Annotated in this window: 17 protein-coding genes; 7 read left to right on the top strand and 10 right to left on the bottom strand. The window is 62.4% G+C overall.

What is annotated here, in order from left to right; genetic code table 11:
- Positions 1-49: 49 nt before the first annotated feature.
- From NUX07_RS06825 to eno, 5 genes are all read right to left on the bottom strand, one after another.
- A complete protein-coding gene (locus NUX07_RS06825; protein WP_407696163.1) occupies positions 50-658 on the bottom strand; it encodes a squalene/phytoene synthase family protein in 609 nt (202 codons plus the stop codon).
- A 25-nt stretch (positions 659-683) separates the two neighbouring features.
- Positions 684-2,069 (bottom strand): pyruvate dehydrogenase complex E1 component subunit beta, encoded by a 1,386-nt coding sequence (locus NUX07_RS06820; protein WP_265529826.1) that lies wholly within the window; start codon positions 2,067-2,069, stop codon positions 684-686.
- On the bottom strand, positions 2,069-3,136 hold the full coding sequence (gene pdhA, locus NUX07_RS06815; RefSeq protein ID WP_265529825.1) for a pyruvate dehydrogenase (acetyl-transferring) E1 component subunit alpha: 1,068 nt from the start codon (positions 3,134-3,136) through the stop codon (positions 2,069-2,071). The genes NUX07_RS06820 and pdhA overlap by 1 nt, the downstream gene beginning before the upstream one ends.
- Positions 3,137-3,222: 86 nt before the next feature.
- Positions 3,223-3,534 (bottom strand): FtsB family cell division protein, encoded by a 312-nt coding sequence (locus NUX07_RS06810; protein ID WP_265529824.1) that lies wholly within the window; start codon positions 3,532-3,534, stop codon positions 3,223-3,225.
- Between the two features lie 52 nt (positions 3,535-3,586).
- Positions 3,587-4,864 carry a phosphopyruvate hydratase gene (eno, locus tag NUX07_RS06805; RefSeq protein WP_265529823.1) on the bottom strand — a complete coding sequence of 426 codons (1,278 nt, stop codon included), beginning with the start codon at positions 4,862-4,864 and terminating at the stop codon, positions 3,587-3,589.
- Between the two features lie 149 nt (positions 4,865-5,013).
- On the opposite strand from eno, the gene NUX07_RS06800 reads away from it, so the two are divergent.
- The 5 genes from NUX07_RS06800 to NUX07_RS06780 are packed head-to-tail and all read left to right on the top strand — an operon-like array spanning position 5,014 to position 7,069.
- Complete coding sequence (locus tag NUX07_RS06800) at positions 5,014-5,502, top strand: hypothetical protein (protein ID WP_265529822.1); 489 nt, start codon at positions 5,014-5,016, stop codon at positions 5,500-5,502.
- Positions 5,502-5,852, top strand: coding sequence for a phage holin family protein (locus tag NUX07_RS06795; protein ID WP_265529821.1), 351 nt, complete (start codon positions 5,502-5,504; stop codon positions 5,850-5,852). The genes NUX07_RS06800 and NUX07_RS06795 overlap by 1 nt, the downstream gene beginning before the upstream one ends.
- Entirely contained in the window at positions 5,849-6,289 is a 441-nt protein-coding gene (locus tag NUX07_RS06790) for a hypothetical protein (protein WP_265529820.1), read from the top strand. The genes NUX07_RS06795 and NUX07_RS06790 overlap by 4 nt, the downstream gene beginning before the upstream one ends.
- On the top strand, positions 6,286-6,783 hold the full coding sequence (locus NUX07_RS06785) for a hypothetical protein (RefSeq protein ID WP_265529819.1): 498 nt from the start codon (positions 6,286-6,288) through the stop codon (positions 6,781-6,783). The genes NUX07_RS06790 and NUX07_RS06785 overlap by 4 nt, the downstream gene beginning before the upstream one ends.
- Before the next feature lie 52 nt (positions 6,784-6,835).
- Positions 6,836-7,069 carry a DUF4170 domain-containing protein gene (locus NUX07_RS06780; protein WP_265529818.1) on the top strand — a complete coding sequence of 78 codons (234 nt, stop codon included), beginning with the start codon at positions 6,836-6,838 and terminating at the stop codon, positions 7,067-7,069.
- 4 nt (positions 7,070-7,073) lie between these two features.
- Here the strand turns inward: NUX07_RS06780 and NUX07_RS06775 are convergent, their stop codons facing one another.
- The 5 genes from NUX07_RS06775 to carA all read right to left on the bottom strand — a co-directional run bounded on the left by NUX07_RS06775 (position 7,074) and on the right by carA (position 13,077).
- Positions 7,074-7,721 (bottom strand): rhomboid family intramembrane serine protease, encoded by a 648-nt coding sequence (locus NUX07_RS06775; protein WP_265529817.1) that lies wholly within the window; start codon positions 7,719-7,721, stop codon positions 7,074-7,076.
- A gap of 3 nt (positions 7,722-7,724) precedes the next feature.
- The gene (greA, locus tag NUX07_RS06770) at positions 7,725-8,201 is read right to left on the bottom strand and encodes a transcription elongation factor GreA (protein ID WP_265529816.1); all 477 of its coding nucleotides are present in this window, start codon (positions 8,199-8,201) and stop codon (positions 7,725-7,727) included.
- 74 nt (positions 8,202-8,275) lie between these two features.
- Complete coding sequence (carB, locus tag NUX07_RS06765; RefSeq protein WP_265529815.1) at positions 8,276-11,635, bottom strand: carbamoyl-phosphate synthase large subunit; 3,360 nt, start codon at positions 11,633-11,635, stop codon at positions 8,276-8,278.
- Complete coding sequence (locus NUX07_RS06760; protein ID WP_265529814.1) at positions 11,636-11,911, bottom strand: hypothetical protein; 276 nt, start codon at positions 11,909-11,911, stop codon at positions 11,636-11,638. It abuts the gene before it with no gap.
- Positions 11,908-13,077, bottom strand: a complete 1,170-nt coding sequence (carA, locus tag NUX07_RS06755) for a glutamine-hydrolyzing carbamoyl-phosphate synthase small subunit (protein ID WP_265529813.1) — start codon at positions 13,075-13,077, stop codon at positions 11,908-11,910. The genes NUX07_RS06760 and carA overlap by 4 nt, the downstream gene beginning before the upstream one ends.
- A gap of 139 nt (positions 13,078-13,216) precedes the next feature.
- Between carA and NUX07_RS06750 the strand changes: the two genes are divergently transcribed.
- Positions 13,217-13,669: a GatB/YqeY domain-containing protein gene (locus NUX07_RS06750; protein ID WP_265529812.1), complete on the top strand. Its 453-nt coding sequence runs from the start codon at positions 13,217-13,219 to the stop codon at positions 13,667-13,669.
- Entirely contained in the window at positions 13,666-15,486 is a 1,821-nt protein-coding gene (gene dnaG, locus NUX07_RS06745) for a DNA primase (protein WP_265529811.1), read from the top strand. The genes NUX07_RS06750 and dnaG overlap by 4 nt, the downstream gene beginning before the upstream one ends.

Genomic DNA, 15,486 nt, shown 5'->3' with positions numbered 1-15,486 from the left:
GCTCCCCTAATAATCGATCCGGCTTGGACCTAATAGCGCGCTGTCGTCCTCAAGTCACCTTCCCAGAAAGGCGATGGCTAAGGAGGGAAAATGCGCGGCCGGGCGTGGCTTCGGGTTCGGATTCGGCGCGCAGGAAATCGCGAGCCGCGAGGCGCGCCAGATTGGTCAAGGGGCGCAATGGCTTGGCGAAGCGGTGACCGCGCAACGTCGCCAGCTGCTCTAGCGCAATTGGCTTGGCGTCTTCGGGCGCGAGGTTGCGCGTGCGCGCAAGCATGGTGAGCGCGCCGGCGGCGTCCAGCTTGTCGTCCTGCTCCCCGAGCAACGCGGCGATCACGCGAAAAAGAGCGCTGCCGCCCTTCCCTACGCGGTGCCAATCGGCAGGCGTCTCGAGCAAGCCGACATAGCCGTCTTCAATCTCTGCGATCATGGCGCCGGAAATGCCGCGGACGAGGCACTGCTTGCTGATTGCCGACAAGCGCGGTTCAGCGGGTGGATCGCTATGATCGAGCCGTTCAAGTGCCTCGCGCCACCAGGCGAGCCGGATGAGGCCGACCTGCGGTTCGCTGGTGCCGGCCACGATTTCGGCGAAGGTGGCATCGATGCGCAGCACCGCCTCGACGGCCGCGCGCAAGGCTTGCGGGAAATGGGTGAGCGCCAGCGCCCGGTCGGGCGTCAGCGCCCCCTCAGCGATAGGTGACCTTCTTGACCGCTGCGATCACCTTGTCGGCATCGATCAATGCCATCTTCTCGAGGTTGGCGGCATAAGGTAGCGGCACGTCCTCGTTGGCGACGCGCAGCACCGGGGCGTCGAGATCGTCGAAGCCCTGCTCCATGGCGACCGCCGCCAGCTCCGAACTGATCGAGCAGCCGGGCCACCCTTCCTCGACGCACACCATGCGATTGGTTTTGGCGAGGCTGGCGAGCACCGTGCCGGTATCGAGCGGGCGCAGCGTGCGAAGATCGATGACCTCGGCGTCGATGCCTTCTTCGGCAAGCTTGTTCGCGGCATCGAGCGCCACGCCGACACCGATCGAATAGCTGACGATGGTGACATCGCTGCCTTCGCGCATGATGCGCGCCTTACCGATGGGTAGCACGAAATCGTCCGTGTCAGGCACGTCGAAGCTCTGGCCGTACAGCAGCTCGTTTTCGAGGAAGACGACCGGGTCCTCGCTGCGGATCGCGGCCTTGAGCAGGCCCTTGCCGTCGGCGGCATCGTAGGGCGAGATGACAACCAGTCCGGGCACGCTGGCGTACCAGGGGCCGTAATTCTGGCTGTGCTGCGCGGCGACGCGGCTTGCCGCACCGTTGGGCCCGCGGAACACGATGGGGCAGCGCATCTGCCCGCCCGACATGTAATTGGTCTTGGCCGCCGAGTTGATGATGTGATCGATCGCCTGCATGGCAAAGTTAAAGGTCATGAACTCGATGATGGGGCGAAGCCCGCCCATCGCCGCGCCCGATCCGAGGCCGGCAAATCCATATTCGGTGATCGGCGTGTCGACGACGCGCTTGGGCCCGAACTCGTCGAGCAGCCCCTGCGTCACCTTGTAAGCACCGTTATATTCGGCAACTTCCTCGCCCATGACAAACACGCGCTCGTCGCGGCGCATTTCTTCGGCCATGGCATCGCGCAGCGCTTCGCGCACGGTGGTCGATTTCATCTCGGTGCCTTCGGGCAGATCGGGGTCGGCGTGCATGACCTTGGGCGCATCGCTGGCAGCAGCGATCGGCGCATCGTCGCGGCCCACGTCCTTTCCCTCCCCCGGCACGTCATCGACGGGTTCGCTGGCGGCAGGCGCGGAAGCAACCTCGCCCGCATCTTCGCCTTCTTCACCGATCACGCCGATGGCGGTGCCGACCGCGACGTTATCGGTGCCTTCATCGACCAGGATTTTGAGCAGTACGCCCTCGTCGACGGCTTCAAATTCCATGGTGGCCTTGTCGGTCTCGATCTCGGCGATGATGTCGCCCGCCGCGATCTCGTCGCCTTCCTTGACCAGCCACTTGGCCAGCGTGCCTTCTTCCATCGTGGGCGACAGTGCCGGCATTTTGAGTTCCATCGCCATCAATAGGTCTCCACCAGCACGTCAGTGTAGAGTTCGTGCCCCTCTGGCTCAGGCGTTTCCTCAGCGAAAGCAGCGGCTTTCTTGATCCGCTCCTTGATCTCCTTGTCTATCTCTTTGAGATCATCCTCGCTCGCGCCCATCTTGATGAGTTCGGCCTTGGCCTGCTCGATCGGATCCTTGGGGCCGCGATAGCTGTCGACCTCGTCGCGCGTGCGATACTTGGCCGGATCGGACATCGAATGGCCGCGATAGCGATACGTAAGCAATTCGAGGATGATCGGGCCCTTGCCCGAACGGGTCCATTCGAGCGCCACTTCGGCTGCACCGCGTACCGCCAGGACATCCATGCCGTCGACCTGGATGCCGGGGATCTGGAAGCTCAGACCGCGCTTGTAGAAATCAGGTTCGGAGGCCGAACGCTTGACGCTGGTGCCCATGGCGTAATGATTGTTCTCGATGGCGTAGATGATGGGCAAATCCCACAATTCCGCCATGTTGAAGCTTTCATAGACCTGCCCCTGATTGGCCGCGCCATCGCCGAAATAGGCCAGGTTCACGCCGCCATCTTCGGCATATTTATGCTTGAAAGCGAGCCCGGTGCCGAGCGCGACCTGCGCACCGACGATACCGTGCCCGCCGTAAAACCCATGCTCCACCGAGAACATGTGCATCGAGCCGCCCTTGCCGCGCGAAATGCCCGCTTCGCGGCCCGTCAGCTCGGCCATGATGACGTTGGGATCGATACCGTAGGCGAGCATGTGGCCATGATCGCGGTAGCCGGTGATGACGCTGTCCTTGCCGACTTCCATCGCCGATTGCAAGCCCACCGCAACCGCTTCCTGCCCGATATAGAGATGGCAAAAGCCGCCGATCAGGCCGAGGCCGTAAAGCTGGCCTGCCCGTTCCTCGAAGCGGCGGATAAGCAGCATCTGCTTGTACAATTCCAGCAGCTCTTCCTGACTGGCCTTGTATCGCTTGGGTTCGGGGGGCGTCGGCACGTTCGAAAGTGCCGGTGATTTGTCAGCGCCTTTCTTGGCAGGCGCCTTTTTCGCAGGCTTGCGGGCCATAATCTCTCCTGTTGTCGGAGCGCTCTATAAGGGTGACGCTACGGCAAATGCAATTGCCTGCATCAGTGAATAGCTATGCGAAAAGATCAATCGAGCGGGATGATGATTTCGTCATCGCGGACGAGACCGAGGTCCTTGCGCACCAGTTCTTCCGCCATATCGGGATCGGCGGCCTTGGGATCGAGCAGCGCGGAGCGATGCTCGAGGCGTGACTTTTCCGCCTTGAGGGCATCGAGCTCGGCTTGGCGTTCTTCGGCATCACGGTGATAGCCGCCCCAGGCGAGCAGGCCATTATCGCCAGCGATCGCGTAGCCAGCGAAATTACCGATGACGATCAGCGCAAGCGCGGGAATCAATGCCCGCTTCAACAATGATTTCGATTTGGCCCCAACGCTCATAGTTTCTTTGAATCACAAGCACCTGCACGATGCAAGTAAATTCACGTTAAAGCTAAACCTTTAAGGCCGAACGGCCCGCGTAGCGCGCTGCATTGCCTAGCTCCTCCTCGATGCGCAGGAGCTGATTATACTTCGCCGTGCGGTCCGAGCGCGCGAGGCTGCCGGTCTTGATCTGGCCGCAATCGAGCGCGACGGCGAGGTCGGCGATGGTGGCGTCTTCGGTTTCGCCCGACCGGTGGCTCATCACGCTGGTATAGCCGGCATTGTGGGCCATGCGGACCGCTTCGATCGTCTCGGTAAGCGTACCGATCTGGTTGACCTTGACGAGGATCGAGTTGGCGACGCCCTTCTCGATACCGTCGGCAAGTCGCGTGGTGTTGGTGACGAACAGGTCGTCGCCGACCAGCTGAACCTTGTCCCCGACCATCTCGGTCAGCGCCTTCCAGCCTTCCCAATCATCTTCGGCCATGCCGTCTTCAATAGAGATGATGGGATAGTCCTTGGTCAGCTGGGCGAGTTCTGCAGCCATGTCGTGCGGCGACAGGCTGCGCCCCTCGCCTTCCAGCTTGTAGGCGCCGTCATGGAAAAATTCGGTCGACGCGACGTCGAGCGCGATGAGGACATCGTCACCCGGCGTGTAGCCAGCGGTGCGCGTCGCTTCGCAGATAAGGTCGAGCGCTTCGCGGGCCGACGCGATATTGGGGGCAAAGCCGCCTTCGTCGCCGACTGAAGTCGACAAGCCCTGCTTCGAGAGCGAAGACTTTAGCGCTTGGAAGATTTCCGCCCCGCAGCGAAGCCCTTCGGAAAAGCTGTCCGCGCCGACGGGCATCACCATGAATTCCTGGTAATCGATCGGATTGTCGGCGTGCGCGCCGCCGTTGAGGATATTCATCATCGGCACTGGCAGCAGGTTGGCCCCCACGCCGCCGACATAGCTGTAGAGCGGCAACGCATGGCTTTGCGCCGCGGCCTTGGCCACCGCGAGGCTGACCCCGAGAATGGCGTTGGCCCCCAGCTTTGCCTTGTTCGGCGTGCCGTCGAGCTCGAGCATCCTGGCATCGATGTCCGACTGCCAGTCCGCTTCCTCGCCGATCAGCGCCTCGGCGATCATGTCGTTGACCGCGGCGATGGCGTTGTCGACGCCTTTGCCGAGCCAGCGGCTTTTGTCGCCATCGCGTAGTTCGACCGCTTCGTGCGCCCCGGTCGAGGCACCCGAGGGCACCGCCGCGCGCGCCGTCGCGCCGTCTTCGAGCAGCACCTCCACCTCGACCGTTGGATTGCCCCGGCTATCGAGGATCATGCGTGCATGGAGATCGGTAATGGTGCTCATTGGGGATCGGACCTTTTCGACGAAAGGATGAATGGTTTCGACACGCCAGTAGGAAAGCGCTGGCCATGTTGCAACGCCCTGCTTGCTTCACGGAACGTCGCACCCCATCTCGCGTTGGTAGGGAAAGCATTTTTGTGGAGAGCGAGAACATGGCCAATAATGAAAAGAACCTGCCCGAGCGCACCGACCAGATTATCGACGGCGCGATGGAGACCGATCACACCGATACGCTGGTCGCCGAACGCGAGACCACCAAGGACAAGGTCGTCGCCAAGGTGAAGGAAACCAAGGACAAGGCTGCGCACGAAGCTGCCGGCCAGGCTCGCGGTCTCGTGAGCCAGGGTCTCGAACGCGGCAGCGATACCGTCAGCAATGTTGCCAAGCTGGTCGGCGATACCGCGACAGGCCTCGATGACAATCTGGGCAAGGAATATGGCGATTATGCCCGCAAGGCCGCCAGCTATCTCGATGAAACAGCGCAGAGCCTTGCCGCCAAGGACCCCGACGAGCTGATCGAGGACACGCGCAACTTCGTTCGCAAGAGCCCGGGCATCGCGCTCGCGGGCGCCGCGATCATCGGCTTTGCCGTCGCGCGGCTTATCCAGTCGGGCCTCGATGCGGAAACCGACCGCCTCTAATGGAAGAAAAGGGGGAACCTAAGCCCGCGCATTCGGGCAAAGATGCACCAATCGAGGACCTGCTGGGCAGGATCGTCGGTGATGCGCGTGACCTGGCCGAGGCCGAAGTCGCGTTGATCAAGGCCAAGGCCATCAGCGAAGCTACGCCTTACCGTGCGCCGCTGGTACTCCTGGTGTTGGCGGCGCTCTTCTTCGTCGCCGCGATCACGACGTTTTGCATCACGCTCGCGCTTTGGCTGGCCGAACTCATCGGTCCGCTGGGGGGTGGGCTTGTCGCTACTGGCGTCGCTCTTGCGATCGCCGGCATCCTTGCGCTTACCGCGCGCGGCAAGATCGTGAGGCTGCGATGAGCAATCTGGATCCCCGCGTCATCGATGCGCAGAATAATGTCGAAGCCAAGCGCGCCAAGCTGATGCGCAGCGTCAGCCACGCGATCGGTGAAGCACAACGCCGCCTGGCCCCCGATCTCCTCGCCGAACAGGCATGGGAGAAGACCAAGGAAAAGGGTGCGCAGATGGCCGAAGATGCGGTCGATCTCGCCAAGCGCAAGCCATGGCTGGTCGGCGGACTGGTAGCCGGTCTGACGCTGTTCCTCGCGCGAAAGCCGGTCGGGCGTGCCGCGGTCGAGACGTATGGCCGCATCGCCAAACGCGCCCATGAGGCCGAAAAGGCCGATGATGCGTTGGAAAAGGAAGCCCCCAATTCGCCGGTGGCAGTGGCGCGGCGCGCCAAGCGCGTCGCCCCGAAGAGGAAACAGAAGAAATCTGAAGTGGAGAAGCAAGTATGACCGTCAAGGACAGTGCCCGCGAGGCCAGTGAAAAAATCAAAGCGACTGCGAAAAGCGCGCGCGATCGCGCCGGTTCGACCGTCGAAAATGCAAAACAGAGCGCCGAGAAGGCGTACGGAAGCGCGCGCGAAACCGCGATTGCAGCTTATGATGAAGGCCGTGAACGGGCGCGCCGTGCCAAAGTGCGCACCGGTGACGGTATCAAGGAACAGCCCCTGATTGCTCTTGCCGGCGGCATGATTGTCGGCCTCGTGGCCGGCCTCCTGATCCCGCGTTCGGAAAAGGAGCGGGAAGCGCTCAAGAGCACCGGCGCGAAGCTCAATGATCGTGCCCACAGCGCCTATGATGCAGCCAAATCGGCCGGCCATTCGAAGCTCGAGGAGAAAGGCCTGACCGCCAAGTCGGCCGAAGACGTCATTCGCAATGTCGTTAAAGGCGTCGGCGAAGCGGCGCGTACCGCGGGTAGCGCAGCCAAGGGCGCGGCGAAGAAATAGGCATGCATTTCGCGGCTCGCATCGGCGTTAAAATGCTGCTAGCGAGCCGCGTATGAGCAAGCTCCACCTCGTTTTTGGCGGTCGCGTGAAAGACCCGCGCGGCCTTGAATTCACCGATCTGGAATCAATCGATCTCGTCGGCCTGTTCGACAGCTATGCTTCTGCTGAAGAAGCCTGGCGCGGCGCGGCGCAGCGCACGGTCGACGATGCCGAAATGAAATATGTAGTCGTGCACCTGCACCGACTGCTCGAGCCCGACGTCGACCCCGACCCCACCGATGGCTAAGCCATCAGGCGCGTCGGTAACGCCAGATCAGCAAGGGCCGCCACGCCAGTAGCCCGGCGACAAAACCGCCGATATGCGCAGCCACGGCGATATTCTGCCCTGCGCCGCTCGACGCGAAACCAAAGCCCCACTGGATCCCGACCCAGACGACGAACAACCACAGACCGTTTAAGAAGCGGTTGAGCGTATCCTTCTTGCTGATTTCGCGCGGTTTCCCGAAGCCCACGGCAAACGCACCGATGAGCGCGCTGACCGCGCCCGATGCACCGATCATCGGCAAAAAAGTGTCGCTTTGCACCAGCACCTGCGCCGTGGCCGCCGTGTAAGCGCCAAGCACATAGAGAAAGACAACCGGCCCCTTCCCCAGCACGCGTTCAACGCCGATGCCGCACCAGAAAAGGAGCAGCATGTTGAACCCGAGGTGCAGGAAATCGGCGTGCAGGAGCGTCGCGCTCAGCGGCGTCAGGAAAGCCGGTAGCGTCGTCGAGGGTAGCAGCGCATCGAGCTGCTCCAAACCTTCGAAGCGCGCGGGGATCACACCGCCGCTGACGGCCGCCTGCGGCAACCAGCCCAGCACGATCACCATGATAGACGTCAAAACCGTCACCGCACCTATTGCGAAGGTCGCGGTGCGGGTGACAGTCTTTTCCATCGCTTAGACGAATTCGACTTTTTCGATTTCGTAGTAGCGATCGCCGGCGGGGGTCATGACTTCGACTTCGTCGCCCACGCTGCGGCCGATCAGGGCGCGCGCCAGCGGCGAATTGAAGTTGATCCGGCCGCTCTTGGCGTCGGCTTCGCTTTCGCCGACCAACTGATAGACTTTCTTGTTGTCGTCCTCGTCGACCAGGTGAACGGTCGCGCCGAAGACGACCTTGTCACCCGACAGCGTCGTCGGGTCGATCACCATGGCGCGCGAAAGCTGGTCTTCGATGTGGCTAATCGTGGCTTCAATCTGGCCCTGCCGCTCCTTGGCAGCATGATATTCTGCATTCTCGGAGAGATCGCCATGGGCGCGCGCTTCCTCGATCGCATCGATCACCGCAGGGCGTTCGACGGTCTTGAGGCGCTTGACCTCTTCATTCAGCTTGGCATGGCCTTCAGCCAGCATCGGCACCTTTTCGCTTGCCATCGCACAATTTTCCTTCGTCAAAACCCGACCTCCGCCCCGAAGTGGAGCGCCTGACGGCCCGGTTGTGGTGAGATTTATTTCCCGGAATAATAAGACTGAAGCGAGCGAACTTCAAGGGTTTCCGGATTGGCGCGGCCGATGATGCGCGCAACGATGGCCGATGCCGATGCCGTCGTGAAGTAGGGCACGTGGTTCTTGAGCGCGGCTTCGCGGATATCCTGGCTGTCCTTGAGCGATTGCCAGCCCTCGGTCGTATTGAAGACAAGGTTGACGTCACCGTCCTTGAGCCTGTCGACGATATGCGGGCGGCCCTGCGCGACCTTGTTCACCCGCGTGACCCGCACCCCCTTTTCCTCGAGGTAGGAGGCCGTGCCATCGGTCGCGATGATGTTGAACCCGGCGAGGTCCATCATCTGCGCGGCGGGCAGGATATGGTCCTTGTCGCTGTCTTTTACCGAAATGAAGACGCACCCTTCGGTTGGCAGGCGGGTGCCCTCGCCCAGCTGCGCTTTGGCGAATGCCGCATCGAAATTGTTCGCAATTCCCATGACTTCACCGGTAGACTTCATTTCTGGACTCAAGACGGGATCGGTGCCCGGGAAGCGCGCGAAGGGGAAGACGGGCTCCTTTACCGCGACATGATCGATATTGCGGTCGATGGGGTCGAATTCGGACAATTTGGCGCCCGCCATGACCTTGGCGGCAATCTTGGCGATGGGGCGCCCGATCGCCTTGGCGACGAAGGGCACGGTGCGCGAGGCACGCGGGTTCACCTCGATGAGATACACCTCGCCATCCTTGATGGCATATTGGACGTTCATCAGCCCGCGCACGTTTAGCGCCCTGCCCAATGCATCGGTCTGGCGCTCGATTTCGGCGATGACCTTGGGCGGCAGGCTGTAAGGCGGGATCGAACAGGCGCTGTCGCCCGAATGAACCCCGGCTTCCTCGATATGCTGGAGGATACCGGTGACCTGGACGTCGTCCCCATCGCCGATCGCGTCGACATCGACCTCGATGGCGTCACGCAGATAGCGGTCAATCAAAACCGGTGAAGAACCAGAGACTTGCACCGCGGTGTTGATATAATGATCGAGCTGTTCGGGGCCATCGACAACCTCCATGGCGCGGCCGCCGAGCACGTAACTCGGGCGCAGGAGGACGGGATAGCCGATACTATCGGCAACGCTCAGCGCTTCTTCACGGCTGCGCGCGATGCCGTTTTCAGGCTGCTTGAGGTCGAGTTTTCCGACCAGGCGCGCGAAACGTTCGCGATCTTCGGCAAGGTCGATACTGTCGGGGCTGGTGCCGAGAATTGGGACGCCAGCCTTCTCAAGGTCGGCGGCGAGCTTGAGCGGGGTCTGCCCGCCGAGCTGGACGATGACGCCCCGCAGTGTCCCCTTGGCCTTTTCCGCATCGACGATTGCAAGGACGTCTTCAGCGGTCAGTGGTTCGAAATAGAGGCGGTCCGACGTGTCGGGATCGGTTGAAACGGTCTCAGGGTTACAGTTGACCATGATGACCTGGAGGCCATTACCGACATGTTCGCCTTTGTCTCCTTCGCGCTTGCGCCCCAGCGCGAAGGCGGCGTGGACGCAGCAATAATCGAACTCGATTCCCTGCCCGATGCGATTGGGACCGCCGCCGAGGATGATGACCTTCTCGCGGTCTTCGACATCGGCTTCGTCCTCGGGCTCGCCGAACAGCGGGCCTTCATAGGTCGAATACATGTAAGGTGTGACGGCATCGAATTCGGCGGCGCAGCTGTCGATGCGCTTGTAGACCGGACGGACGCCCAATTTGAGGCGCGCGTCGCGGACCTCGGCCTCGGTCGTGGCGCCCGCCATTGCCTTTAGCGCATCGTGTACGATGCCCATCGTCTGGCTTTCGGCCTCGCGCGTGCCCGCGTGCGCACTTCGTATGGCGAGTTGGGCGAGACGCGCATCGGAAAAGCCCATGGCTTTCAGGCGGCGCATACCGGCGGCATCGCGCGGCAGGCCTTCGTCGCGCACCTCTTTCTCGGCATCGACGATCTCTTTCAGCCGGTCGAGGAACCACGGGTCGAAATGGCTGATCTCGTTGACGCGTTCGACGGTGAAGCCCTGGCGCAGCGCTTCGGCCGCGGCGAGAATGCGGAACGGGTTGGCGCGTCCCAACGCGTTTTCGATCTCTTCTGGCGATGCACCGACCAGTTCCTCGACGCGGTCGAGGCCGGTCAGCCCCGTTTCGGTCCCGCGCAGTGCCTTTTGCAGGCTTTCGGCAAAGTTGCGCCCGATCGCCATGACCTCGCCGACCGACTTCATCGCGGTCGAAAGCAGCGGCTTCGCACCCGGGAATTTCTCGAACGCGAAATAGGGGATCTTGGTGACGACATAGTCGATCGTCGGTTCGAAGCTGGCGGGCGTGGCGCCGCCGGTAATGTCGTTCCTGATCTCGTCGAGCGTGTAGCCGACGGCGAGCTTTGCGGCGACGCGGGCAATGGGGAAGCCGGTAGCTTTCGATGCCAGCGCCGAAGAACGCGACACTCGAGGGTTCATCTCGATCACGATCATGCGCCCGTCGGCGGGATTGACCGCGAACTGGACGTTGGAGCCGCCCGTTTCGACGCCGATTTCCCGCAGCACCTCGATCGAGGCGGTGCGCATGCGCTGATATTCCTTGTCGGTCAGGGTGAGCGCGGGGGCGACGGTGATGCTGTCGCCCGTGTGCACGCCCATCGGATCGACATTTTCGATCGAGCAGATGATGATGGCGTTGTCGGCGCGGTCGCGCACGACTTCCATCTCATATTCTTTCCAGCCCAACAGGCTTTCCTCGATCAGCACCTCGTTGGTGGGCGAGGCATCGAGCCCGCCCTTGACGATGGCTTCGAATTCCTCGCGGTTATAGGCGACCCCGCCGCCAGTGCCGCCGAGCGTAAAGCTGGGGCGGATGATCGAGGGCAAGCCGGTGGTCTCCAGCACCGCCAGCGCATCTTCCATGCTATGGGCGATGCCGCTGCGCGCGCTTTCAAGGCCGATCTTGTCCATCGCCTTGCGGAATTTTTCGCGATCCTCGGCCTTGTCGATCGCTTCGGCCTGCGCGCCGATCAGCTTGACGTTATGCTTTTCGAGGATGCCGAGCTTGTTGAGCGTGAGCGCGCAATTGAGCGCCGTCTGGCCGCCCATGGTGGGCAGCACCGCATCGGGCTTTTCCTTCTCGATGATCTTCTCGACGACGCGTGCGGTGATCGGCTCGACATAGGTCGCGTCGGCCATGCCGGGATCGGTCATGATCGTCGCGGGGTTGGAGTTCACCACGATGACGCGATAGCCCTCTTCCTTCAGCGCCTTGATGGCCTGGCTGCCCGAATAATCGAACTCGGCGGCCTGCCCGATGACGATGGGACCGGCGCCAATGACGAGAATGGACGAGATGTCGGAGCGTGCGGGCATTTATTCCGTTTCTATCGCGATGTCGTCGATGAGGACGACCTTGAGGTTGTTGGCGTCGGCGAACTTGTAGATGCAGAGGCGTTCCTGCGGGCCCGGTGCTTCGCGGATGACGAAGAGCAGTTCGCGCGCATCCTCTTCCTGCACAAGTTCGCCCAGCGCGAGGCCGCAATTGGTGGCGGCGCTGTTCAATTGCGCGGGCGTGTTGAACACCGGGCGCTGCGTGGAGGCACAGGCGGTCAAGCCCAGCATCAAGGTCAGTACCGCGGCTTGTTTCACCGCATCATCCCCACGAATTTCTCGAACAGGTAGAAACTGTCCATCGGGCCTGGGCTGGCTTCGGGGTGGTATTGCACACTGAAGGCCGGGCGGTCGGTGAGTTCGATGCCGCAATTGGTGTCGTCGAACAGCGAGACGTGGGTTTCCTTCACGTTGTTCGGGAGCCCTTCGCGCATCACCGCGAAGCCGTGGTTCATGCTGGTGATCTCGACCGCACCATCCTCGCAGCGCTGGACCGGGTGGTTGGCGCCGCGGTGGCCCTGGAACATCTTCGACGTTTTGCCGCCCACGGCGAGCGCGAGCAGCTGGTGGCCGAGGCAGATACCGAAGAGCGGTTTGCCGGTCTCGAGCAGTTGCTTGATCACGGGAATCGCATAATCGCCAGTCGCGGCGGGATCGCCCGGGCCGTTGGAGAGGAAGAAGCCGTCGGGATCGTGCTTCATGATGTCCTCGAAGCTTGCCTGTGCCGGCACGACGGTCACGCGCGCGCCAGCTTCCACCAGGTTGCGGAAGATGTTGCGCTTGGCGCCATAATCGATGGCGACGACGTGCGGCGCGTTTGGATCGGCGTGGTCAAGCCGGTAGCCCTGCCCCAGCTCCCACCCGCCGTCAGACCAGTCGAACAGCTGCTTGGAGGACACTTCCTTGGCGAGATCCATGCCTTCGAGGCCGGGCCAATCGGCGGCCATTTTCTGGAGCGCGTCGAGATCGAAATCGCCATTCTCATCATGCGCAATGGCGATGGTGGGCGGGCCGTCCCTGCGCACGAGGCGGGTCAGCGCGCGCGTATCGACGCCCGAAATGCCGATACGGCCGTTGGCGGCCATCCACGAGGGAAAATCCAATTCGCTGCGAAAATTGCTCGGGCTGGTAACAGCTTCGCGGACAAGGCAGCCGAGCCCATGGGCTTCGCCGGCTTCGACATCTTCGGCATTGGCGCCGACATTGCCGATGTGCGGGAAAGTGAAGGCAATGACCTGCCGCGCAAAAGACGGGTCGGTCATGATTTCCTGGTAGCCCGTCATCGCGGTGTGGAAGCACAGCTCCCCCACCATTTCGCCGGTAGCGCCGAAGCCCCTGCCCCAGATCGTCCGCCCGTCGGGGAAAACGATGACTCCCGTAGCGCCATTGGGTTGGGGTGCGCGCGCGGGCGTCGGTTCGGCCATGGGGTCGAAGCTCCGTAAGAAGTTTGGCGATGTTGCTAAGCCACAGCGAGTAGCGGGGATTTGGGGGAAAGGTCAACGCTGTGATTGCGCGAAGTTCTGGGCTAGGTAGATCGCTCCCCCCAATGGAGACCGACAAGCGATGATTCGCGATACGCTGAAAGCCGCCCAGATCGAAGCCATGAAGACCAAGGCGATGGAGACGCTCGCCACGATCCGTCTCATCCAGTCCGAGCTCAAGAATAAGGATATCGAGCTTCGCGGCAGCGAGATTGCCGACGATGATGCGCACGTTACCGCGGTCCTCCAGAAAATGGTCAAGCAGCGCCGCGAATCGGCGGAAATGTTCCGCAAGGGCGGCGCCGAGGATCGCGCGGCGCTCGAAGAGGCAGAGATTTCGGTGATCGAAACGTTTCTGCCCCAGCAGATGAGCGATGACGAAGCCGAGAAAGCCGTCGCGACGATCATCGCTGATGTCGGCGCTGAAGGCATGAAGGACATGGGCCGCGTCATGGGCGAAGTGCGTGCCCGCCACGGCGCGACGATCGAACCGGCCAAGGCGAGCGCGATTGCCAAGGCCAAGCTGGCGGGGTGAGCCTCCCCCCGTCCTTTCTTGATGAACTGAGGGCGCGCACCCGCGTGTCTGCGGTGGTTGGACAGGATGTGAAGCTCATCAAGGCGGGCAAGGAATATAAGGCGTGCTGCCCCTTCCATTCCGAAAAGACACCGTCCTTTTACGTCAATGACGAGAAGGGCTTTTATCACTGCTTTGGTTGCTCGGCGCACGGCGATGCGATCGGCTACCTCGTCGACGGGCGCGGCATGGCGTTCATGGATGCGGTAAAGGAACTGGCGGCGAAAGCCGGCATGGAAGTGCCCGCGCCCGATCCGCAAGCGAAGGAACGCGCCGAACGCCGCGCCTGCCTGATCGATGTCACCGAAGCTGCCGCCGACTGGTTCCGCGAGCAGCTTGACGGGATCGATGGCGGGGCGGCGCGCAATTATTGCCAGGGCCGCGGCCTAAGCCGCGCGACGCTCGACAAGTTCGGGATTGGATATGCGCCCGATGCCAAGGGCAAGCTCAAGAAGGCACTCGATCGATTCGGCGTTCCCAAGCTGATCGAAAGCGGCATGCTTACAGCGCCCGAGGATCGCGAGCCCTACGACCGTTTTCGCGGACGACTGATGATCCCGATCCGCGATCCGCGTGGGCGCACCGTCGCCTTTGGCGGACGGATCATCGGTGACGGCGAGCCCAAATATCTGAATTCGCCAGACACGCCGCTCTTCGACAAGGGGCGCCAGCTCTACAATCTCGATCTCGCGCAGCAGGCGGCGCGAAAGGCCGACCGCATCATCGTGGTCGAAGGTTATATGGACGTCATCGCGCTCGATGCGGCGGGCATCGGCGAAGCGGTCGCGCCGCTGGGCACGGCAGTCACCGAAGCGCAATTGCAATTGCTATGGCGTCTGAGCGAGACGCCGATCCTGTGCTTCGATGGCGATGCGGCCGGGCAGAAGGCGGCGATACGCGCGGCGGAACGTGCCCTCCCCTTGCTTGGCCCGCAGCGGAGCCTGTCGTTCGTGACGCTGCCCGAGGGGCAGGATCCCGATGACGTGGTGAAGGCCGGCGGAAAGGCCGCGTTCGAAGCGGTGCTCGAGAAGGCCGAACCGTTGGTGGAACGGCTGTGGCGGCACGAGCGCGATGCCTCGCCGCTCAATACGCCCGAAGAACGTGCCGGTCTCAAGCAGCGTCTGTTCCAGCACGCCAAGGCGATCGAGGACCAGGGCCTGGCGCAACTGTATCGCGAAGAGTGGCTGAAGCGCTTCGATGCATTGCTGGGCCGCGGGCAGCAGCGCGGGCAAGCGCGCGGTGGCTGGCAGAAGAGAGGCGGCAAGTGGACACCCCCTCCCCCGCCCGCTTCGGCGGCCGCGCGCGATATCGCCCGCACCGGAATTGGCGGCCCGCAGGTCGCGGCGCTGCTGCGCGGTTACGCGCTTTTCCCGGCGGCGTTGAAGGACGATGTCGAGACGCTGGCGGAGCTTCCGATCAGCGACCCGCTCCTCGCGCGCACGCGCGATAAATTGGTCGATGCAGCTTTTTCTTCCGAGTCGCTTGATCGCGACGGCATTGCCACCATATTGGCATCCGACGGTTTGGGGGCACCCTCCAAATCGTTATTGGGCTTTAGCTTTACCCGTGCCGGCGCAGACGAAATGCAAGCGCGGCAGGATCTAGGCGCGGCCCTGGGAGCGATCGCCGCAGCCGCGGAGGTCGAAACCGCTTTGAACGAAGCGACGACGAGATTTGAGGCTGAGTTGTCCGACGAAGCCTTTGCCGAACAGCAGCGACTGCTGACGGCGAAAAACGAAATTAACGAGAGGCTGGCATCCCTCTCCGAGAGTGACTAG

Origin of the sequence: Sphingomicrobium marinum (assembly GCF_026157105.1) — a bacterium.
GTDB classification, from domain to species: Bacteria; Pseudomonadota; Alphaproteobacteria; order Sphingomonadales; family Sphingomonadaceae; genus Sphingomicrobium; species Sphingomicrobium marinum.
The sequence above is the reverse complement of the archived record's forward strand: the minus strand, read 5'-3'. Positions and strand labels throughout refer to the sequence as shown.